The 20,189-nt window shown below is 69.4% G+C and carries 21 protein-coding genes; 9 read left to right on the top strand and 12 right to left on the bottom strand.

Annotated features, from left to right (window positions below; all coding sequences use genetic code 11):
- Positions 1-194 precede the first annotated feature (194 nt).
- Positions 195-341 (bottom strand): DUF8555 family protein, encoded by a 147-nt coding sequence (locus tag ACT4MF_RS10185; protein ID WP_180271692.1) that lies wholly within the window; start codon positions 339-341, stop codon positions 195-197.
- Between the two features lie 131 nt (positions 342-472).
- The gene (locus ACT4MF_RS10190) at positions 473-697 is read right to left on the bottom strand and encodes a hypothetical protein (protein ID WP_444682541.1); all 225 of its coding nucleotides are present in this window, start codon (positions 695-697) and stop codon (positions 473-475) included.
- Between the two features lie 208 nt (positions 698-905).
- Between ACT4MF_RS10190 and priS the strand changes: the two genes are divergently transcribed.
- The 4 genes from priS to ACT4MF_RS10210 are packed head-to-tail and all read left to right on the top strand — an operon-like array spanning position 906 to position 5,059.
- Positions 906-2,069, top strand: coding sequence for a DNA primase small subunit PriS (priS, locus tag ACT4MF_RS10195; RefSeq protein ID WP_444682542.1), 1,164 nt, complete (start codon positions 906-908; stop codon positions 2,067-2,069).
- Positions 2,066-3,151: a DNA replication complex subunit Gins51 gene (locus ACT4MF_RS10200; protein WP_444682543.1), complete on the top strand. Its 1,086-nt coding sequence runs from the start codon at positions 2,066-2,068 to the stop codon at positions 3,149-3,151. The genes priS and ACT4MF_RS10200 overlap by 4 nt, the downstream gene beginning before the upstream one ends.
- Before the next feature lie 11 nt (positions 3,152-3,162).
- The gene (locus tag ACT4MF_RS10205; RefSeq protein ID WP_444682544.1) at positions 3,163-3,789 is read left to right on the top strand and encodes a DUF998 domain-containing protein; all 627 of its coding nucleotides are present in this window, start codon (positions 3,163-3,165) and stop codon (positions 3,787-3,789) included.
- A gap of 25 nt (positions 3,790-3,814) precedes the next feature.
- Positions 3,815-5,059: an MBL fold metallo-hydrolase gene (locus tag ACT4MF_RS10210; RefSeq protein WP_444682545.1), complete on the top strand. Its 1,245-nt coding sequence runs from the start codon at positions 3,815-3,817 to the stop codon at positions 5,057-5,059.
- Between the two features lie 29 nt (positions 5,060-5,088).
- On the opposite strand, the gene ACT4MF_RS10215 is transcribed toward ACT4MF_RS10210, so the two are convergent.
- Both ACT4MF_RS10215 and ACT4MF_RS10220 read right to left on the bottom strand, forming a co-directional pair.
- Positions 5,089-5,967, bottom strand: coding sequence for a hypothetical protein (locus ACT4MF_RS10215; RefSeq protein WP_444682546.1), 879 nt, complete (start codon positions 5,965-5,967; stop codon positions 5,089-5,091).
- Positions 5,964-6,551 (bottom strand): DUF7344 domain-containing protein, encoded by a 588-nt coding sequence (locus tag ACT4MF_RS10220; protein ID WP_444682547.1) that lies wholly within the window; start codon positions 6,549-6,551, stop codon positions 5,964-5,966. The genes ACT4MF_RS10215 and ACT4MF_RS10220 overlap by 4 nt, the downstream gene beginning before the upstream one ends.
- 451 nt (positions 6,552-7,002) lie before the next feature.
- Between ACT4MF_RS10220 and ACT4MF_RS10225 the strand changes: the two genes are divergently transcribed.
- The 3 genes from ACT4MF_RS10225 to ACT4MF_RS10235 all read left to right on the top strand — a co-directional run bounded on the left by ACT4MF_RS10225 (position 7,003) and on the right by ACT4MF_RS10235 (position 10,360).
- Entirely contained in the window at positions 7,003-7,800 is a 798-nt protein-coding gene (locus ACT4MF_RS10225) for a hypothetical protein (RefSeq protein ID WP_444682548.1), read from the top strand.
- 384 nt (positions 7,801-8,184) lie between these two features.
- A complete protein-coding gene (locus ACT4MF_RS10230) occupies positions 8,185-8,640 on the top strand; it encodes a hypothetical protein (protein ID WP_444682549.1) in 456 nt (151 codons plus the stop codon).
- A 166-nt stretch (positions 8,641-8,806) separates the two neighbouring features.
- Entirely contained in the window at positions 8,807-10,360 is a 1,554-nt protein-coding gene (locus tag ACT4MF_RS10235; protein WP_444682550.1) for a hypothetical protein, read from the top strand.
- Between the two features lie 108 nt (positions 10,361-10,468).
- Here ACT4MF_RS10235 and ACT4MF_RS10240 read toward each other — a convergent pair whose 3' ends face one another.
- Positions 10,469-10,726 (bottom strand): hypothetical protein, encoded by a 258-nt coding sequence (locus ACT4MF_RS10240; RefSeq protein WP_099256260.1) that lies wholly within the window; start codon positions 10,724-10,726, stop codon positions 10,469-10,471.
- A 147-nt stretch (positions 10,727-10,873) separates the two neighbouring features.
- Between ACT4MF_RS10240 and ACT4MF_RS10245 the strand changes: the two genes are divergently transcribed.
- Complete coding sequence (locus tag ACT4MF_RS10245) at positions 10,874-11,692, top strand: inositol monophosphatase family protein (RefSeq protein WP_444682551.1); 819 nt, start codon at positions 10,874-10,876, stop codon at positions 11,690-11,692.
- A 13-nt stretch (positions 11,693-11,705) separates the two neighbouring features.
- On the opposite strand, the gene ACT4MF_RS10250 is transcribed toward ACT4MF_RS10245, so the two are convergent.
- The 4 genes from ACT4MF_RS10250 to ACT4MF_RS10265 form a co-directional block, all read right to left on the bottom strand.
- Positions 11,706-12,323, bottom strand: coding sequence for a metal-dependent hydrolase (locus ACT4MF_RS10250; RefSeq protein ID WP_444682552.1), 618 nt, complete (start codon positions 12,321-12,323; stop codon positions 11,706-11,708).
- 69 nt (positions 12,324-12,392) lie between these two features.
- Entirely contained in the window at positions 12,393-13,178 is a 786-nt protein-coding gene (locus ACT4MF_RS10255) for an ABC transporter permease (protein ID WP_444682553.1), read from the bottom strand.
- Positions 13,171-14,121 (bottom strand): ABC transporter ATP-binding protein, encoded by a 951-nt coding sequence (locus ACT4MF_RS10260; RefSeq protein ID WP_444682554.1) that lies wholly within the window; start codon positions 14,119-14,121, stop codon positions 13,171-13,173. Before ACT4MF_RS10260 ends, ACT4MF_RS10255 begins: the two co-directional genes overlap by 8 nt.
- The gene (locus ACT4MF_RS10265) at positions 14,111-15,700 is read right to left on the bottom strand and encodes a COG1361 S-layer family protein (RefSeq protein WP_444682555.1); all 1,590 of its coding nucleotides are present in this window, start codon (positions 15,698-15,700) and stop codon (positions 14,111-14,113) included. The genes ACT4MF_RS10260 and ACT4MF_RS10265 overlap by 11 nt, the downstream gene beginning before the upstream one ends.
- A gap of 223 nt (positions 15,701-15,923) precedes the next feature.
- On the opposite strand from ACT4MF_RS10265, the gene ACT4MF_RS10270 reads away from it, so the two are divergent.
- Positions 15,924-17,003: a pyridoxal-phosphate-dependent aminotransferase family protein gene (locus ACT4MF_RS10270; protein WP_444682556.1), complete on the top strand. Its 1,080-nt coding sequence runs from the start codon at positions 15,924-15,926 to the stop codon at positions 17,001-17,003.
- Between the two features lie 302 nt (positions 17,004-17,305).
- On the opposite strand, the gene ACT4MF_RS10275 is transcribed toward ACT4MF_RS10270, so the two are convergent.
- From ACT4MF_RS10275 to ACT4MF_RS10285, 3 genes are all read right to left on the bottom strand, one after another.
- Positions 17,306-18,433: a putative sulfate/molybdate transporter gene (locus tag ACT4MF_RS10275; RefSeq protein ID WP_444682557.1), complete on the bottom strand. Its 1,128-nt coding sequence runs from the start codon at positions 18,431-18,433 to the stop codon at positions 17,306-17,308.
- Positions 18,434-18,520: 87 nt separating this feature from the next.
- Positions 18,521-19,213, bottom strand: coding sequence for a DUF8135 domain-containing protein (locus ACT4MF_RS10280; protein WP_444682558.1), 693 nt, complete (start codon positions 19,211-19,213; stop codon positions 18,521-18,523).
- Entirely contained in the window at positions 19,210-20,175 is a 966-nt protein-coding gene (locus ACT4MF_RS10285) for a hypothetical protein (RefSeq protein WP_245851713.1), read from the bottom strand. The genes ACT4MF_RS10280 and ACT4MF_RS10285 overlap by 4 nt, the downstream gene beginning before the upstream one ends.
- Positions 20,176-20,189 lie beyond the last annotated feature (14 nt).

Genomic DNA, 20,189 nt, shown 5'->3' on the forward strand with positions numbered 1-20,189 from the left:
TCGGGTTCTGAGACGGTCACGGTCGTCGCCGACGGCGCTGCGGCTCGTCGGTGTTATCGTCGGAAAGAGGCACGCCCGACGCGGAAAAAAGCCGCGTCAGGCCTGCCGATTGGTCCCCGCTGACGCTTCGGCCCTCCAGACGAAGCGTCACCTGAACGTACAGGGTACCGACTGATAAACCTAACGAGCGCGCGCTACATGTGTTCTTCTTCTAACACCCAGCCGAGCGCGCGCTTGTAGTGGGCGAACAGCTCCTCGACGCCGCGGTGGTTCATCTCCTCGTCGTCCAACTGCTCGCGGAGGAACTCGTACTGCTCGCGAACCTCGTCTTCGGAACGCATGTCACGTGGTACGAAGCGGTCCCGGTTAGTGTTGTGGCCGGGTATCCGTCGAGGGGTCGTCTCGGGAGGCAGATCGGGTCCCGTTGGCGGGGTTCTCGGAGCGGAGAGAGATCGCGTGCCGAAGGCGCCGGTCACCGATACCACGAGACCAGCACGCCGACCACCAGCAGCGCGCCGACGGCGGTCAGTATTCCGCCGAACCGCGGCGACCAGCCGAGCGTCGCTACGCCGAGGAGCGTTGTCACGCCGAGCATCGCCGTCAAGAGACCGGTCAGCAGGAATATCGCGCCCCAGATGACGTCGGGGATCAGTTTCGCTACCTCGTCTATGAGCACGTCGAGTATCTCGTCGAGCATGGGGGACAGCCGCGTTCGGTCATCGGCGCTGCCAGACTAAACACTGCCGACGGGGCGCGGTTCGCCGGACGGAACGCCGTCGGATCGCGTCCGGTCACTCGGGGTGAAGCGGGTTCGACGGGTCGACGCCGAACGTCCGAGGCCCCGGCCTCGTCGGTCGCCCGCGAACGATACGTTGATACGTCGACCGCGGGTACGAGGTGAGACGATGGACGACCGGACGCGCGAGTACCTCAAGGGCCGGTTCGGCGACTACTACCGCCGGGCCTCGCCGGCGCTCCCGCCGGACGCGAACCTCCGCGAGTGGGGCCACATCCCGTGGACTCCCGGGTCGGGAACGACGATGCTCCGTCACCAGTCGCTGTACGACCTGGGCGACGTGGACACGTTCTTCGCGGACAACGCGCCCCGGCACGCGTACTTCTCGGCCGCCCGCTACGACGATCCCGGCGCGTCGACGATGTCGCAGAAGGGGTGGCGCTCCGCCGACCTCGTCTTCGACCTCGACGCCGATCACCTCCCCGGCGTCGACCCGGAGACCACCGCCTACCCCGACATGCTCGCCGCGTGCAAGCGGGCGCTGTTTCGGCTCCTCGACTTCCTCGACGACGACTTCGCGTTTGACGACCTCACCGTGGTCTTCTCCGGCGGCCGCGGCTACCACGTCCACGTCCGCGACGAGAGCGTCCGGGCGCTGAACAGCGACGCGCGCCGCGAGATCGTCGACTACGTCCGCGCGATCGACCTCGACACCGAGGGGCTGATCCGGACGGTCTCCGACCGCGGCACGACGAAGCGCGTCCTCCGCACCGAGGGCGGGTGGGGGGCGCGCGTCCACGAGGCGCTGATCGAGTACGCCGACGACCTCCGCGACATGGACGACGAGGACGCCCGCGAGCGCCTGATGGAGCTCGACGGGATCGGCGAGGGACGCGCGGAGACGATCCTCGGCGCCTTCGAACGCAACCCGACCGCGGTCCGCGAGGGCAACGTCGAGGCCGGCGGGCCCGGGGTCCGCCGGCTCGTCTCCGCGCTCGCCGCGCAGGTGACCGCGACCGACACCGCGCCGATCGACGAGCCGGTCACCACCGACACCCGGCGGCTCATCCGGCTTCCGGGCACGCTCCACGGCGGCTCCGGCCTCGTCGTCACGCCGATCGAGCGCGAGGAACTCGCCGATTTCGACCCGCTCCGCGACGCGGTCCCGGACCGGTTCGTCGGCCGCGAGATCCGAATCGAGACCGACGTCGATCGGACGGTAGAATTAAACGGTGAGCGCGTTAGAGTTGAACCCGGCAGAAACACCGTGCCCGAGTTCGCCGGAGTCTTCCTGATGGCTCGCGGCGAGGCGCGGAAAGCCCCCGAACGATGAACCTCGACGAGCTCAGATCGGCCCAATCGAAGGAACGCCGCAAGGACAGCCTCCAGCACCTGCGGGACTCCTTTTACGACGACGTCGCCGCCTACGTCGCCGACCTGCGCGCGGCCCGCGACCGCCGCGCCGAACAGGTCGACAAGCCGTTCTCCGACGACGACGTTCGCCGGATGTCGGACGAGGTCGAGACCGCCGAGGAGGTCGCGGAGGCGCTGTACGAGCGCCGCGTCGGCAAGGTCGTCAAGCTCGCGTCGTTCGCGGCGGCGGACATGCCGGTCGACGCCGACGGCATGACCACGGAGGAGCGACAGCTGTTCGACGACCTCGTCGACCGCATCGGCGAGAACAAGTCGCGCGTGCTCGACGTGCTCGCCGGAGAGGCGCCTCCGGCCTCGTCCGACGCGGCGGGCGCGGACGCCGCGGACCCGGTGGAAGCGGCGGAGGCGCTCGGAGAGGGAGATCCGACGAACGCGACGGACACACCCTCGTCCCCGGGCGAGCCCCCCGCCGCGGAGCCGTCGCCTGCTGCGGACCCACCCCCGCCGACCGATCCCGAACCGCCGGCATCGGACCCCTCCCCCCCGACCGACCCGCCGTCGCGCGAGGTCGACGAGCAGACGGGGAGCGCGGGGACCGAAGGGGGAACCGACGCGCTCGCGGGCGCCATGGGCGGTTCGGACGAGGAGGTGGCCGACGCCCTCGACGCCACGACGGACGGCGGCTCGCGGCCGGCAGACGACTCGACCGCCGGGGGCGGGGCGACCGCGCCCGACGGCCCGACCGAGGTCCCGCCGGAACCGGCTCCACCGGGGGCGCCCGACGTTGACGCCGACGACGGGACGCAGGCGGCAGGGAGCGACGACACCAGCGTCGCCGACGACACCCCCACCACCGCAGACAACGCCCCTGCCGCTTCCGACGCCACCGATCGCGCCACGGTCAGGATCACCCGCGACGTGGGGTCGATCTTCGGCGTCGACGAGCGGGAGTACGACCTCGCGAGCGAGGACGTCGTCACCCTCCCCGCCGAGAACGCGGACCCGCTGGTCCAGCGGGACGCCGCGGAGCGCCTCGACTGAGACGGGGTTCGATGTTCGCCGCCGACGATGTCGGCGGTGTCTCTGCTTCCCGCTCCCTCGGCGCCGCGGCCACCCTGCTCGCGCTCGGCGGGATCGCGGTCGCCGTCCTCCTCGACCCGACGTTCTCGTGGACGACCGACGCGCTCTCCGACTTGGGGGTCCGCGACCGAAGCGCCCCCGTCTTCAACTGGGGGCTCGTCCTCGGCGGCGTCGCGGGCATCGGCTACGCCCTCGGTCTCCGGCGGTCGGCGTCGGGGCGCGGGGCGGTGACCGCGGCCCGCGCGGCGGTCCTCGCACTCGCGATGGTCGCGATGGCCGGCGTCGGCGTGTTCGACCTCACCGGGCCGCTCCACGCCCCGGCCGCGGTCGGCTTTTACGCGCTCGTCACGGTCGCGTTCGCCGTCGACGGTCTCGCCAGGCGCGGGACGGTCACCGGTCGACTCACCCTCGCGTTCGTCCCGGTCCACGTCGCCGTCTGGGCGACGTTCGTCGCGGGGTGGTGGCCGGTGTCCGGGCTCGCGCTCCCGGAACTCCCCGGGGCGTTCATGCTCGCGGCGTGGGTGTGGGTCCTCGGACCGCTGCCGGTGCTCGGCTCGGCCGGGCCGCCTTCCGGAGACGCCGGGACCGACGAGCACTAACGCCGCGGGCGAGTAACTCCCGACGATGGAGGTCGAGTTCCTCGGCGGCGCCCGCGAGGTGGGACGGAGCGCGGTCCTCGTCGACGACGCGCTCCTCCTGGACTACGGCCTGCTGACCGCGGACCCCCCGCAGTACCCCCTCCGCGACCCCGAACCCGACGCCGTGGTGGTCTCGCACGGGCATCTCGACCACGTCGGCGCGGTGCCGGCCCTCCTGAAGGGCGACCGCCGACCGGCGATCCACTGGACGCCGCCGACCGCCGAACTCGCGCGGACGCTGGCCCGCGACACCCTGAAACTCCACGGCAACAGCCCCCTGTGTCCCTTCTCGGAGGAGCACGTCGCACGGCTCGGCGAGGTCGAGGAGCGCCACGCCTATCGGGAGCCGTTCGTTGTCGAGGCGGGAGGGACGGAGTACGAGGTGACGCTGTTCAACGCCGGCCACATCCCGGGGTCGGCGCACGTGACGGTCGACGACGGCGAGACCGCCCTCCTCTACACCGGCGACTTCCACACCGACGACCAGCGCCTCGTCTCCGGGACGACCGCCCGCCCCGACGCCGACGCCGTGATCTGCGAGTCGACGTACGCGGACGTGACCCACGAGGACCGCGGCGCCGTCGAGGACCGATGGGCGGAGCGCGTGCAGACGGCGATGTGGGAGGGCGGAACCGTCGTCGCGCCCGCGTTCGCGATCGGGCGGACCCAGGAGCTCATGCTCGTCGCCGAGGCGAACGGCCTGACTCCCTACGTCGACGGGATGGGCGTCGAGGTGACGCGGCTGGCCCGCCGGCACCCCGAGTTCCTGCGGGATCCGGAGGCGCTCCGCCGGGCGACGGGGGGCGCGCGCTTCGTCACCGGTCGGGACGGCCAGCGCGAGCGGATCGCGGGCGACAACGAGCTGATCGTCACCACCTCGGGGATGCTCGCCGGCGGTCCGGTTCACTCGTACCTCCCCGCGATCCGCGGCAGTCCGACCAACTTGGTGACGCTGACCGGGTATCAGGTCGAGGGGACCCCCGGTCGAGAGCTTCAGGACCACGGCCGGCTGGCGATCAACGGGACGGTCCGCCCCGTGAGCGCTCGGGTCGAGTCGTTCGACTTCTCCGCGCACGCCGACCGCGGCGGGCTGGAGGCGTTCCTCGACGCCTACCGCGGGTCGAGAGTGCTCGTGAACCACGGCGACCGCTGCGAGGGGTTCGCGGCGGACCTGCGCGAGGACGGGTTCGCGGCGAGCGCGCCGGAGTTGGGGGCGCGGGTCGAGTTATGACGCCGATCGCCGATCGGCCGTGAGAGCGGTCACCCGTCGCCGCTGCTCCCGTTGACGACGACGCTGCCGTTTTCGACCGAGGCACTCGCCACGAGTCCCTCGTCGACCGTCCCGTTGTAGGCGACGCCGTCGGCGGTCGCGGGCGTCTCGTAGACTCCCGCGTCCCAGCCGGGATGGAAGTAGGTGACGTTCCGGTCGGGGAACTCGACGGCGACGATCTTCCAGTTCGCCGGCGTGGCGTTGACCTGCCGACGAATCTTCGTCATGGTGTCGAACGTCGCCGTCCCGTCGAACTCCACCTCGGAGAGATCGCCGGTCGGCTCGGTCGGCGGATTCCCGACGATCCACACGTCCGCGGCGACCGCTCCGCCCTCGCCGTCGACCAGCACGCGCCCGTTCGACGCGTCGTCGAAGCTGACCCCCGTCACCGTCGGCCCCTTCGGCACGCAGGTCACGGTGTGGGTGCGGTCCAGCGAGACGCTGACGCCGCCGCCGTTCCCGTCGGCCTCGAACAGGAGCGGGACTGTTGTCCTGGTGTCGCAGCGAATCACCAGCGTCACCCGACTCTTGCTCCCTTCGCCGAGCGCTTCGGGAGCCGACACGACAGTCACCCGGCCGTGGTCCGACGACACCTCGACGTCGAACTCGCCGAGGTCGGAGTCGAATTGGTTGCGGTACTCGACGATGTCTGTGGGCTCTCCGTCGTGGACGGTGTGGTTGACCGCCTCGTAGCCGAGGTACGCGCTCTCGTCGTCGGTCACGTTGACCGCGAGCCCGCGGTCGGCCTCCATCGCCGAGAAGCCCGCGGTGCCGAATATCAGCCCGACCGCCGCCGTGAACGCGAGCACGAGGCTCAGCGTCCGCAGGGCGCTCACGCGGGCCGGCGGCGATCGGGTTGTGGCGTTCATTCGCGCTTGCGCAGCTCCGGCGGTTTCTCGGTGTCGCCGAGGCGCGCTCTGCGTCCGATGACGTGGTGGACGACCGCCGAGATGCCGAAGGTGGTGGCGGTGAACACGCCGACATCGAGCGGTTCGAGCGCGGCGAACCCCGGCGTTCCGGTGGCGACGGCGAGCAGGAGCGAGACGGCGACGCCCGCGAGCCCGACGTAGTAGAGGCTCCACGGGATCTCCCTGCTCCCGAGGACCTCGACGTAGATGTCGAGGCTCTTCAGTTCGGGCGTCGGCGCGACGACGTTCGTCTCCTCGTCGACCGTCACCACGTTCTTCTCCTCCAGTTTCGGCAGGTGCGTGCGCTGGAGCGTGCTGTACACGTTTCGCCGGTCCTCGTACCGGACCTCCTCCGGCTCCACGCCGACCTCCCACGCGGTGACGTGCGTGGAGAGCTCGGAGACCTCGAGCGGACCCTCGGCGCGCTTGAGCGCGTGGATGACGAAGCGTCGACGCCTGTTCGACAGCACTTCGAATATCTCCTCTTCGGACAGTTCACCTCCGTTTCGGGCCGATTCGTTCGTCGTAACAGCTGTAGACACCATTGATGTGAGCACCCCGAATCGACGCCGGTGAGCACCCCTCCCAGAACCGGCGTTATTCACCTATATCGTGTGTGGGGTCTTGTCATAAATGGGTTGTATAGTTAATTGATTAGTTTCAGAAAGAGTATGGGAGCAGCGACAGATCGTTGGGCAAACGAGGACTCGCTGAGGCCAGTACGCAGTCCCAACCGGTTCTTCAGGCTGTCGTTGATTGTCCGCACGCTCGTCAGAACTGATCAAACCGGCGGTTTGGTCGGCTTCAGGATCGCCACGATGCGAGCAACGAGGCGCACACGCGGCACATCACGCCCCGCCCGTCACCTCAACGAGACCGGCACGCGAACATGTCGAGAATATCATAACGAAGTACATCCCCCCGTATGTGATAGCCAAGCACTCCCGGTCCGGGCGTCCGGGTTGCGGGGGTGTGTGAACACAGGTGAGATACGATATGGATCGTCGCAAATTCGTGATCGGACTCGGATCGCTCGCTGCCGGTGGGGCAGCTGCAACAGGGACTGGTGCGTTTACGAGTGCAGTCGTGCCGCGTAGCGCGGATGTTACGGTTCAAAACGACTCAAATGCGTATCTGCAGCTCGAAGCTGGTGGAGCTCGTGGCGTGGGGGATCGAATTGGACAGGAAGGCGGCGAGCTGTACATCGACTTCGGTAAAGACGCGAGCGGATCTGGTGTTAATGATAATGCGACGTACCAGATCGGCGCCATGAACGACGATGGAAAGGGTGACGGAATCACATTTGACAGTCTTTACGATGATGATAGTGCTCCAGCGGCCAGTGGTGACGGAGAGCCGTACGTGGAGTCTTCGGGCGAGGATCAGTCAGCGTTCGTCGTCCGCAACATGAGTGGACAGACGCTCGACCTCCAGATTGGTATGAACACCGCATCGGCAAACACAGGTGCGACAGTGTACCTTCAGGGGAAGGCGACCGCTATCAGTGGTGATGATGGATCAACCAGCACTGATGACCCGAGCCAACTGGACGGTGCGACGGCCACGAACACCGCCGAGCTCGATCTCAGCGACCCGACCACTGGTCAGGGCGACGCGCTGCAGGCCTTGAGTTTCAACAACGCTAACGATCCAGACGAAGCGATTCCCCCGGGCGAGTCGGTGTACGTCTCGATCCAAGTCGATACGAGCGACGGTGGAACGCCGGACGGTCGTTCGCTGGCTGAAGAGCTGACGATCAGTGCCAACGAAGCCGCGGATCCCGGCGTGGAGTGATCCACAATTAGAGGCGTGTTGTACACCTGAGTCACCACAGTCGGCCGGTATACCCTCTCAGCACGCCTCCAATTGGTGGGGATCAACTATGAAATGTACCAAAACTTCGGTTGGTGGACCACAATTCCCACAACCAGTAGCTGCGCTGGAGTCGGGGTCACGTTGGTCAGTCCGATGCAGCGAGTCTAACGTGAGGAACGAGTGATAATGAGACGAAGACAATTGCTACTCGGGCTGAGTGCGACCGTTACTGGTGCAAGTGCCACTCTCGGAACGGGAGCATTTACTTCAGCACAGGTGAACCGGACGGCAGATATCTCAGTCGCTGACGATTCGCAGAGCCTAGTTGGACTAATTCCGAATGATAAAGTCGCTGGTGTAAAGATGGATGAAGACGGACAATTAACGATATCTATCACCGATCCAGGCATAAATGTTAGTTCTCTCTACCAGTTCGGCTACTTTACTGAGACGTACCCCAAGGTGACGCCAGAATGGTTCACCCTAGAGACTACGAACGATCCGATTGGTGCCGACGTTAATGACTTCCAGTCCGCGTTCTTGATAGCGAATCAGACGAACACCGCGATGAATGTCACATTCACACTAGACCCGACCAGCAGTCGGTCGGATGCCAGTGATACGAGTTTCGTGTTCGAAATACATGACTCCGATGGGAAAGTGAGTGAATTGCGGTACCCGAATCAGACCGCCTCATCCTCACTAGAACTCGGTTCGGGAGACGCACTAGGTGTCTCCTTCGTCGTGAACGCACTGGATGGAGATGTTGGCGACTTCTTTACCGCATCTCTAAAAGTTGGAGCAGGAGCAATATCCTGATCGGCACCAGCATTTTCTGGTACTCATTTTCTCTATCAGATCTACTATGAGTACTAGTTTTGGTAGATGAATTACACCTGAGTTTGTATCCAAACCATCGAGGACCGATTACTTTGGTACCTCTAGATATATCACCTTGTTAATGTCGACTCGAGGATCAACCGCGTTGTTCGCACTTGCGACTGCCGCAACTGTTGTCCTCCTCGCCGTCTCTACCAGCGCGGTCGTCCTCGACGATCCCGCCGACCCCGTCACCGACGACGTCGCCCTCCAGCCCGGCGACAACCCCTACGCCTACCTCGACGAGGACGATGAACTCGCGATCGACATAAGCGAGGACAACCCCCGGATCGACGCCGAGGGGGTCAACGTCGACGCCGTCGCCACCGAGAACGCGCTCTTCTACATCACCTACGACGGGAACGCGTCCGCCGAGGCGTGGATCGAACACGAGGGGGTGGGCGTCACGTTCGTCGTCGACGGCGAGTCGGTCGAGAGCCCCGACGACGCCGCGCGGCTCGCGCCCGAGGACGACGCCGTCCCGGTCGGCGTCGAGATCGACACCCGCGTGGCCGAGATCGCTCCGGGTGACCGACTCATCGACGAGATTTCGGTCCACGCGCGGGTCGCGGAACCGGAGGAGCCGGACGCTGTCGACGGCGCTTCCAGCGCCACGGGCGGCCCCGTCGTGTCGATGGAGCGCCGGACTCCGGCGGTCCGCGAGATCGAGGTGCGGTCGATCGTCGGGGGCGCCGACACCGACCTCGACCTCGACGGCCTCCACGTCGGCGACCCCGGAGTCCGGCTCGACACGCTGACGTTCGTCCGGGCCGCGCCCGGCGACGCGAGCCTCGTGGTGCGCGGAACGACCGAAGCACCGACCGGATCCGCAGACACCGAATCGCTCCGGTCGCTCCAGCCCGGCGTCGACCCGCTCGGCTACTACACGGTCACGTTCGCGGAGGGCGACCAACCGATCGAAGAGGCCACCGCGACGCTCGCGGTCGATCGCGAGCGCCTGGCGGCCGCGGGCGTCGCCCCGGGACGGCTCGCCGTCTACCGGGAGACCGACACCGGCTGGGAGCGGGCTGAGACGAGCGTCGTCGACGCGAGCGGGGACGCGGTGCGGATCGAGGCCGTTTCCGCGGGGTCATCCGCGTTCGCTGTCGCGGCGGAGCGCCCGGCGCTCGTCCCCGCGGAGATCGCACTCTCGACCGAGACCGTCGCGCCCGGCGAGGCGGCGACGCTCGGTCTGACGCTGTCGAACGCCGGACCCGCCCCCGCCGAGAACGCCGAGATCCGGATCGAGACCGCGGGCGACGCGCGAACCGTTTCCGAGGGGCCAGTCGTGATCGACGCGGCTCCGGGCGCGGAGGGGACGGCGACGGTGACCGTGCGGTTCGACGATCCGGGTACCTACGACCTCGTGCTCGCGGGCGATGCGCTCGCCGAGCCCGCGGCTGCGGGCACGATCACCGTGACGGAGCCGGAGAGATCCGGTGCGGTCGGTTCTGGGGGAGGCGCAGGCCGCGGCGACGGCTCGGGCTCCGGCGGCACGGCGGGCGAGGGGGAGTCACCGGGTGACGAGGCGGACGACGGGACCAGCGAGACCGCGCCGACGGAGCCCGCTGAACTCGACCTCGCTGACCTCGCCGGACTGGTCGCGCTGGTCGCCATCGTGCTCGCCACCCTGTACCTCGTCCGGCGGGCGCCCCGCTGACCGCTGGGGCGACGAGCGAACGGGTACCGACGGACCGATCGCTGGGCGGACGAGCGAATGAGAGAGGAAGCGAAGGGAGATCCGTGACGGCCGCAGAACAGCCGGGCCCTACGCCCCGCCGTCGGTGTACGCCCAGTCGTCGAGGACGCGCTCGGCGGTCGCATTCGCCTCGGCGGGGCTGGGGCAGTCCCCGCCGACGACCTCGTCGGCGAGGTCGCAGGCGAGCGCGTAGACGGCCGAGCCGTCGGCGCGCTCGGCGACGCGCTCGAACGTCGGGCGGTAGCCGGCGGCCGCGCGCTGTCCGGTCTCGTCGAGGGAGGCGTCGATGGCGTACTCGAGCTGGCGGACCGCTTCCTCTGGTTCCATACGCGTTCCTCTACCCCGGACCTACTTAAACATACTCGGATTCGGAATTGAGTTAATTATTCATCGCCGGCGCCGCTCGCGGAACCGTCGCCGGCGCCGGATCCGCGAGATCGACGTGTATACGCGTTTGGCGGTCGGAGCGTGCCCATGACCGACACAGACGACCGCGCCGCCGTCGCCGAGCGCGCGGCTCGAGCGGGCGCGCGGGTCGCGAACGACCGGTTCCGGAGCGACATCGCGGTCGAGACCAAAGGCGAGGACGACGTGGTGACGGAGGCGGACCGGGCGGCCCAGCGCACCGTGATCGAGGCGATCCGCGAGACGTACCCCGACGACGCGATCGTCGGCGAGGAGGAGGACGAGCGCAAGACGGTCCCCGACGAGGGCGCCGCGTGGGTGATCGACCCGATCGACGGCACCAACAACTACGTCCGGGACATCCAGGTGTGGGGGACCGCCGTCGCGGCCGTCGTCGACGGCGAGCCGGTCGCGGCGGCGACCGTCGCACCCGCGTTGGGCGACGTGTACACCGCCGACGCGGACGGCGCGTACCGCAACGGGACGCGGATGCGCGTCAGCGACGTGTCCGACCCGCGGCGGGGCGCGGTCGACCCGACGCTGTGGTGGGCGTTCGACTCCCGCGACGCGTACGCCGCCGCCTGCGAGGCGATCGTCCGCCGGTTCGGCGACCTCCGCCGCCTCGGCGCCGCGCAGGTCGTCCTCCCGACCGTCGCCGCGGGCGGGCTGGAGGGGACCATCTCGAACCTGCGGGCGAACCCGTGGGACTCCGTCGCGGGCGTGTTCATGGTCAGGCAGGCGGGCGGGAGAGCGACGGACCTCGAGGGGAACCGCTGGCGACACGACTCGACGGGGCTCGTCGTCTCGAACGGGGCGCTCCACGACGAGGTGCTCGACGCGGCGCGCGCGATCGAGGGCCTCGGCCCCGCGGGTCGCGGTCGCGAGTGAGCGCGACCGCTTCCTACCGCCTCGCGTCGTCGTCGTGGTACCGGTCCGGGAGGTACGGCAACAGGGTCGCCGGGGCGTAGGGGGTGATCCGGGCCGCGAGTTCGGCGAGGTACCGCCGCGTGACCGTGTACACGGCCGCGACGAGGAGGGTGCCGAGCACGACCCGCCGAAGCGGCGTGTCGAGCAGGTAGAGGAGCGGGAGCGCCAACCCCACCGACAGCGCAAGGTCCTCGACCGCGCCGTCGTACCGCACGAGTCGCCGCGGGGGGATCCACGCCCCGTGATAGTGGTTGTACACGGCGCGGTCGGAGTTCCCCTCCCACGGGCGCAGCTCTAACCCCCCGCCGTACATGTCGGCGACGCTGTGCAGGGCCGCCCCGAGGAGGAAGAGGGCGGCGGCGACGGTCGCCGCCGACGGCACGGCCAGAGCCGCGACGAGGGCGATCGCCGCGAACAGGCTGTAGTACACGGGGAAGTGGAGCGTTTTCCGGTGGCCGACGTACATGTCGAGGTCCGGAAAGAGCCCCCCGAGGAACCCGGCGACGAACCCGATCGGCGCCAGTTCCGGGGCCACACGCACCAACGGCGCGGCGAGCAACATCCCGCCGAGCACGTGGGTCGGAAGCATCATCGTCGTAACTGAAGCGACAGAAACGTATTAACGTATCGGCGAACGGAAACGCCCGCTTATCCGGTGATATCACACGTCTCGGCGCTCGAACAGGGCTTGTGAGAGCAGAAGCAGGCCGACGACGGCGACGAGGAGGATGGTCGAGTCGATCGGCTCGAACGACCCGTCGATCAGGATCGGCGTCGGGTCGTAGTACTGCGTCGGGCTCAGATACTGTATCCAGTCGTACCCCTCGGCCCCGCCGACGACGGACTCGACGAGATACAAGGCGAAGACGGTGCCGACGGCCCCCCGCTCGGCGATCGCCGCGCGGTCGGCGGCGACCGAGAACGCGAGGCCGATCCCCGCACAGACGAGGAGGAACGGGACCGATAACAGATGCGTGAGGAGCAGGTGATCGAGGGGGATCGTCTCCCCGGCGGCGACGACGAACAGGTAGATGATCGGACCGCCGAGGGCGTTGACGGCGACCATCGGAACGAGCAGCGCGGCGAACTTCTCGACCAGCAGCCGGGAGCGCGTGACGGGAAGCGACAACAGGAGGTCCATCCGCTCCGTCTCGACGTCTCGCGCGACGACGCCGCCGCCGACGTACGCGAAGTACAACCCCAGTCCGAGCAGCCAGACGAAGTTGAACACCTGCGCGCCGAGGAACCCCTCGATGGTCGACAGGCTCTCGATGCCGAACGCCTCCAACATCGCCGGCGGCAGCTCTTCGAAGATGTCCTCGTAGTCGACCTCCTCGAGCACGGTGAAGTACCAGACGATGAACCCGGTGTACGCCCCGATCCCCGCCGTGAGGATCGCAGCGCCGCGGATCCGTCGCTTCCCCTCGTACCGCGCGGTCTCAAACATCCGCCGGCCCCGCCCCGTCGCCCGCGCCTTCGCGCTCCCCGTCCGCCGTCCCTTCGCTCCCGTAGTAGTGCGCGAACACGTCTTCGAGCGGGGGTTCGCCGATCTCCACGTCGCGGATGTCGTGCGCCGCGAGTTCGCGGAGCAGCGCGTTGACGTCGCCGGCGTAGATGAACTGGACGCCCTCTGCGAACCGCTCGGGGTCGATGACGCCGTCGAGGCCGGCTATCGTCTCGACCGCCGCGTCGTCGGCGTGAGCGCGCACGTGCTTCCCGCCGCGGTGGAGCAGGGCCTCGACGTCCTCGAGTTCGACGAGCGCCCCGGCGCGGAGAATGCCGACGCGGTCGCAGACCCGTCGCACCTCGCTCAGCACGTGCGAGGAGAAGAACACGGTCGTGCCGCGCTCGCGCTCGTCCCGGACGAACTCGTTGAACGCCTCCTGTTTGAGCGGGTCGAGCCCGGCGGTGGGCTCGTCCATGATCACGAGGTCGGGGTCGTGCATGAACGCCTGCACCAGCCCCAGCATCCGTCTGTTCCCGGTCGAGTAGTCGCGGACCGGTCGCTCGATCGGCGGGGTGAACAGCTCCAACAGCTCCGCGCGGCGACTGCCGCCCTTCATCGCGGCGTGGTAGTCGAGCACGGCCTCGCCGGTCACGCCCTCGTCGAATGCGAGATTCGCCGGGAGGTACCCGATCCGACGCTTGGCCGCGGTCAGCGCGGCCTCGTCGCGGATGTCGGCACCGAGCACCCTCGCCGTCCCCGAGGTGGGCTTCAACAGCCCGAGCAGCAGCCGTATCGTCGTCGACTTCCCCGCGCCGTTGGGGCCGAGGAAGCCGAACACCTCCCCCTCGCTCACGGTGAACGACACGTCGTCGTTCGCGACCACGCTCCCGAACGCCTTCGTCAGCCCCTCGACGACGAGGGGACGGTCGGTCTCACCGGACATAGAACCACCACGCGCCGGCGGCGACGAGGAGCAGGAGGACGACCAACACCACGGCCTCGATGGGGACCTCGCCGCCCGACGACGCGACGACCGAGGCGGCGACCGTCGCGGTGTCGCCGGTCACGCGGACCCCGTCGGGGTCGGTGTAGGCGATGTCGACGGTCGCCGGGTACCGGCTCTCCGGCGCGTCGCCGTCGACCGCGAGGTCGAACGCGGCCTCTCCCGTCTCTCCGGGGGCCAGCGACGGGATCACGGTCGTTCGGAACTCGCTGTCCAGCGGCGCGTCGACGGCGAGCCGCAGCTCGACATCCCGGACCTCGACGTCGCGCCGGTTCGTCACGGTGAGCCGCAACACGCCGTCCTCGCCGGCGACGAACCGCGGGTCGACCGGGGAGACCGCCACCGCGTCCCGCCGCTCGGCGACGGGGACGCGGACCGCCTCGCGGGTCGTCCGCTCGGTGTCGGCGGCGCTCCGGTAGCTCGTCGCGAAGCTCACCTGCTGGGGGACCGAGTCGGCGCTCGCCGGGACCGCGCCGCGGAACCGGAAGGCGGCGCTCTCGCCGGCGGCGAGGTCCCCGACGGCGTACCGCTGACTGCGGGAGACGAACGGCCCGTCGCCGACGGCGACGACGACCGCCCGAGCGTCGACCGGCCCGTCGTTGCGGATCGTCCCGCTCACGCTCCCGTTCTCGCCGACGCGAAGCGCGGAGTCGTCGACGGCGATCGAGAACGACTGCTCGGCGAGCGGTCGGACCCCGACCGGGAGTCCGTCCTGGGCGCCGCGGATGCCCTCGTCGTCGGTGTACCGCACGGTCCCGGTGAGGTCGAACGACTCCGCGGCGGCGTCCGCGCTGACGCTCGCCGGGAACCGGACCGTCGCGTTCTCTCCGGGGGCGAGTCGGTCGACGCGCGCGGTGTTCCGTTCCGTCTCGCCGAGGGTGAGATCGGGACCGTTCGCGGCGAGTTCGACCGACAGGTCGCGGGCGAGTTCGCCGCCGACGTTGGTGACGTTCGCCGCGATCGTTCCGGAGTCGCCGACCTGCACGTCGGCGTCGACGGTCCGCATCGCGAACCGGGGGCCGTCGTCGACCGTCACCGACACCGACTCGGTCCGCGTTCGCGATCGGTCCTGCACGACGCCGCTCCGCGGCGCCGAGAGGTGCGTGTACGAGTACTCGAGCCGCACGTCGAGCGTGTACGTCCCCGGCTCCGCGTCCGCCGGGACCCTGACCGAGACGGGCACCTCGCGGACCGCGCCGTCACCGATCGACCCGACGGCGAACCGGCCCGTTTCGACGACGAGCGGCGAGCCGTCGGTCCGCACGTCGACGACGACGCTCCGTGCGGTCGTGACGGTGTCCCGCCGGAGGTCGGACCCCGCGTCCACGTCGCCGTCGTTCGCGATCTGCACCGCGAGATCGGTCGCCGTCCCCGGCGACACGGTCGACTCCGGGAGGTACACGTCCAACTCGGGCTCGCCGCGCACGAACGGCGGTTCCTCCTGCGCGCCGGCGAGACCGGCGAACGCGCCGACGAGAAGGATCGCCGCCGCGAAGAGGGCGAGCGACCGTCGAGCCATTCACGCCCCCCGCCCCTCGGTCGGTTCGCACCCGCCGGGGAAACTGGCCGACTGTGGCGGGTGGCGGCCTGTTCGTGTCATACGTCGAACTCCATTCGCCGGCTTATATACTTACCCGTGGGCCGGGTGAGAGGCGGGCGCCGCCTTCGTCGCCGGCTCTGACGACGGCACCGACACCGGAGTCGGGCGGCGCGCTTATGCGGATGGAACGCCGTGACGGCGTATGCTCATGACCCCGGGGCCCACCGCGGTCCCCGCTCCCGTCCGCGACGCGATGAGCCGCGAGCTGATCAACCCCGACGTGGACCCCGAGTTCCACCGGATCTACGACCGGCTGACCGACCGGCTGGCGACGGTGTACGGCGTCGATACTGACGGACCGGCCGGCGAGTCGACCCGCGACGTGGTCGTTCCCGGCGGCGAGGGGATCCTCGGGCTGGAGGCCGCGATCGCCTCGCTGGTCGAGCCGGGGACCGAGGTGCTCTGCCTCTCGAACGGGCTCTACGGCGACGGCTTCGCCGACTTCGTCGCGGACTACGGCGGCGAGGCGACGCTGGTTTCGACCGATTACGACGACTCCCTCCCGCTCGCGGAGCTGGAGTCGGTCCTCGACGACCACTCGTTCGACGTCGCGACGATGGTCCACTGCGAGACGCCGACCGGTACGCTCAACGACCTCGAGCCGGCGCTCGACCTGTTGGCGGAAGCCGACGGGGAGATCCTCACCGTCGTCGACGCCGTCTCGTCGCTCGGGGGCGTCCGGGTGCCGACCGAGCGGATCGACGTGTGCCTCGGCGCCTCCCAGAAGTGTTTCAGCGCGCCGCCGGGGCTCACCACCGCCGCGATCAGCGACCGCGCGTGGGCGGCGATGGAGGAGCGAGAGCCGCACTCGCTGTACACGAACTTCCTCCCGTGGCGGGACACCGACGAGGGGTTCCCGTACACCCACCTCACGACCGAGGTCGTCGCGCTCGACGCGGCGCTCGGACTGTGGCTCGACGAGGGGCTCGACGCGGTCCGCGAGCGACACCGCGCCGCCGCGGCCCGGTGTCGCGAGCGCGGCGCGGAGCTGGGGCTGGCGCCGTATTCCGACCCGGAGCGCAGCTCGCCGACCGTGACGGCCTTCGCGGTGCCCGGGCGGGCACAGGAGCTGCAGACGCGCCTCCGCGAGGAACACGACGTGCTCCTCGCGACGGGGCTCGCGTATCTGGCCGACGATATCCTGCGCATCGGGCACATGGGACACAACGCGCGGGTCGAGCGGGTGGACGAGGTCATGGACGCGCTCGAAGAGGTGTTGTAAGTAGTGGGTGGATCGGTCGCGGACGAGTCCGGTTTTGGTGCATCCGTTCGTTTATAAGTGGTTGCTGACGGGAGATCGGCAGTGAACACCTCCAAAGCCCCAGCCGGTGAGGCTGCCCCTTTGAGTCCCGCCCCGCACAGCACCGCCCGCACCTCAGGCCTCCCCAGCCTCGTCAGTCGCCTGCGGCGACTGACTCCAGCGAGAATGAAAGATTCTCTGGCAGCCGGCGCGTAGCGCCGGCGACCTCGCGCGGTGCTGTTCGCGCCCCCCGGGCGCTCACAGGCGCACGCCACCGCAGTTGTTTATAAGCGATCGGCGTGCTCGTTTCCGCGTGCTCTCACTCGCTCCCACGCGAGGTGGGCGACGATCCCGAGCAGGAACGCGACGCCGAGGTTCGTCGCCAGCGCGACGAGGCCGATGGCGACCGAGAGCGCGACGTTCTCGGAGTCGACGGCGTTGCGAGCGAGCGAGACGGCGACGATCGCGAGCAGCGCGCCCAGCATCGCCACCGGAAACGCGTCGAGGAGGGCGGGCGTCGCGAAGGGGACGGCGACGAGGTAGCCGGCGCCGAGCACGACGTTCGCGCCGCCGGTCCGGGCGCCGAACGCGTGCTTGCCCGCGACGCCGTCGCAGCCGTGGCACATCGGAATCCCGCCGAGCGGCACCGCGACGAGGTTCGTCACGCCCATGCTCGCCGACAGCTCGTCGGGCGTGACGTCGGCGTCGAACAGGTCGGCGAACAGCAGGGAGGTCGCCAGCGCGGCGTTCCCGATCGTCATCGCGAGCTGCGCGGCGATCCCGTCTGCCGTGTTCCGGGTGATCGCCCCGGCGAGCACCCGCAGCGAGAGCCCCGGCGGCGCCCCGGGCCACTGCGGCGCCGGGAGCCCGGCGGTGACGAGCGCGAACGCGATCCCCACGACCGCGACCGCGAGGGCGCTGGCCCTCCCGTGCCCGGCCAGCGCGGCCGCCGCGGCGATCGCGACCCCCGCCGCGGCGAGGACCGGGTCGCCGAGCGCGAGGTCGACCCCGGTTTCGAGCAGGACCAGGCCGACCGCGAACTGCACCCCGCGGATCACCGGCTCGCCGATCCAGCGCTCGACTCGCGCGAGCGCCCCCGTGACCCCGATCGCGAGGAGGAGCGCGCCGAGGACGAGCCCGGCGAGCGCGAGCTCCGCGTACGTCAGCGCGCCGGCGATCGCCAGCGCCGCGAGCGCCTTCATCGGCTCGACCGACACCGGGAGCCCGTACCGGACCCCCCAGACGATCTGGAAGATCCCGAACCCAACGAGCGCGTGCGGGAGCGACACGTCCGTCAGTAGCGCGAGCGCGACGACCAGCGGGATCACCGTAATCGAATCCCCTATCGCGCCGGTGAGCGATCCTGACCCGAAGGTGACGCCCTTCTCGCCCGGTTGTCGAACTGTTCCCACGAACGGAACGCTCTCGGAACCCGACTCCCTTGAGCGTGTCCAGAAACCGTCTTCGATCCCGCGACCGCGATACGTGCCTGATTCCGGTTACTCTCCTCGGCTCGCGTCGAACGTCGGATCGTCCTCGTCGACCATCGGGCAGTTCCGGACCCGGAACTCGTCGAACCCGACGGCCTCCAGAATCGTCGTTCCCTCGTGGTCGCAGGCGACCGTTGGCGGCGCCGAGAAGTGCGGGCACTGCTGGCAGTACGTCCGCTTCGAAATCACGCGCTCCACGTCGGCGTCGACGAACCCCTCTCTGAGGCCGGCGCCCGCCGCGTCCTCGTCGAGCGACTCCCAGACGTCCTCGTCCCCGACGCTACCGACGTCCATCTGCTCGAACATGTCGTCGAGGTCTGCGTCGGTCTCGCCGGTCGCCGGGCCGAGTTCGTCGAAGGGGTCGTCGGTCTCCCCTCGACCCGCGTCCGCGGCAGACCGTCCCCCGACCGCGCCGCGGTCGCCGTCGGCGTCCGCGTCGGGTTCGCGATCGTCCGTCTTCGCTTCGCCGAAGAGCGGTCTCCCGGCGTCGGCGCTCTCCGGGTCGGCCTCTGCCGGATCGAGGCCCTCCGCGTCGACATCGATTTCGGGGGCGTTCTCCCCCGAGATGTCGTCGTCCAACTCGGCGAACGGGTCGTCCACCTCGCCGGCGTCCTCGATCGACTCGTCGCCGAACAGTTCGTCCGCGCTCTCGCTCTCGCCTTCGTCCGCGTCAGCGACCGGATCCGCTTCGTCGTCGGTCACGGCTCGTCGCCCCCGTCGGTCTGGCGAGTGCTCACGTTGCCGCCGGAGCCGGAGGCCGCTCGGCGGTCGCTATCGTCCGCGCCGCCGCCGGCGTCCCCGCCCACCTCGCCGTCGAGCGCCGGCTGGTCGCCGACGACCAGTCGCGAAGTGCCGAGGAAGCCCGGGCTCGGTTCCACCTCCTCGAACCGGCGGCCGCAGTGGGGACACTCGGGCGCCGTCAACAGGCCGATGTCGACGGTGTTCCCGCAGTTCGTGCATTTGGCCTTCCGGACCCCCGCGCGGTTCGCGGCGGCGGTGACGGCGTCGAGCCGCTCGCGGTCGGCCCGGTCGCGCTCGGCCGCCTCGAGCCGCCGGCGGACCCTCACGACCGCGCTCGCGACGCGCGAGAGCTTCTCCTCGATCTCGTCGAGGTCGTCGACGCGGTCGTCGAGCCCCTCCAGATCGGCTACTCGGGCTTCGAGGTCGTCGATCCCCTCGGTCCGGTCTCGCAGCTCGTCGAGGTCGTCGAGGTCGTCGAGCCGGGACTCGACGCTGGCGAGCCGGTCGTCGAGGGCGTCGATCGTCTCCTCGACCGCCTCGCCGACGGTCGCCGTCGCGGCCGCCTCGGCCTCGACTTCGTCGACGCGGTCGGCGACCGAATCGAGGTCGGCCGCGATCGCGTCCAGCCGGTCGCCCATCTCCTCGTGGGTGTGGTCGGCGGGGGCCTTCGCCTCCAGATCGTGGTACAGATCCACGAACCGCTCCCGGAGGTCCCCGATCTTCTCGTCGACCTCGGCGTCGAGGTCGTCGAGTCGCGTCCGGATCGCCGCCACCTCCTCCGCGTCCGGAACGTCGACGCCCTCCGAATCTGCGAGCGCGACGATGGCGCGCTTCAGCAGCTCCTCGCGGCCGACGTCGGTCTCGTCGGCGGCGCTCTCGATCGCGGCGTCGACCGTCTCGTCGGTCGGATCGAGATCGCTCATCGCGGATCCTCCGT

It is taken from the genome of Halorubrum sp. FL23 (genome assembly GCF_052439115.2).
GTDB classification, from domain to species: Archaea; Halobacteriota; Halobacteria; order Halobacteriales; family Haloferacaceae; genus Halorubrum; species Halorubrum persicum.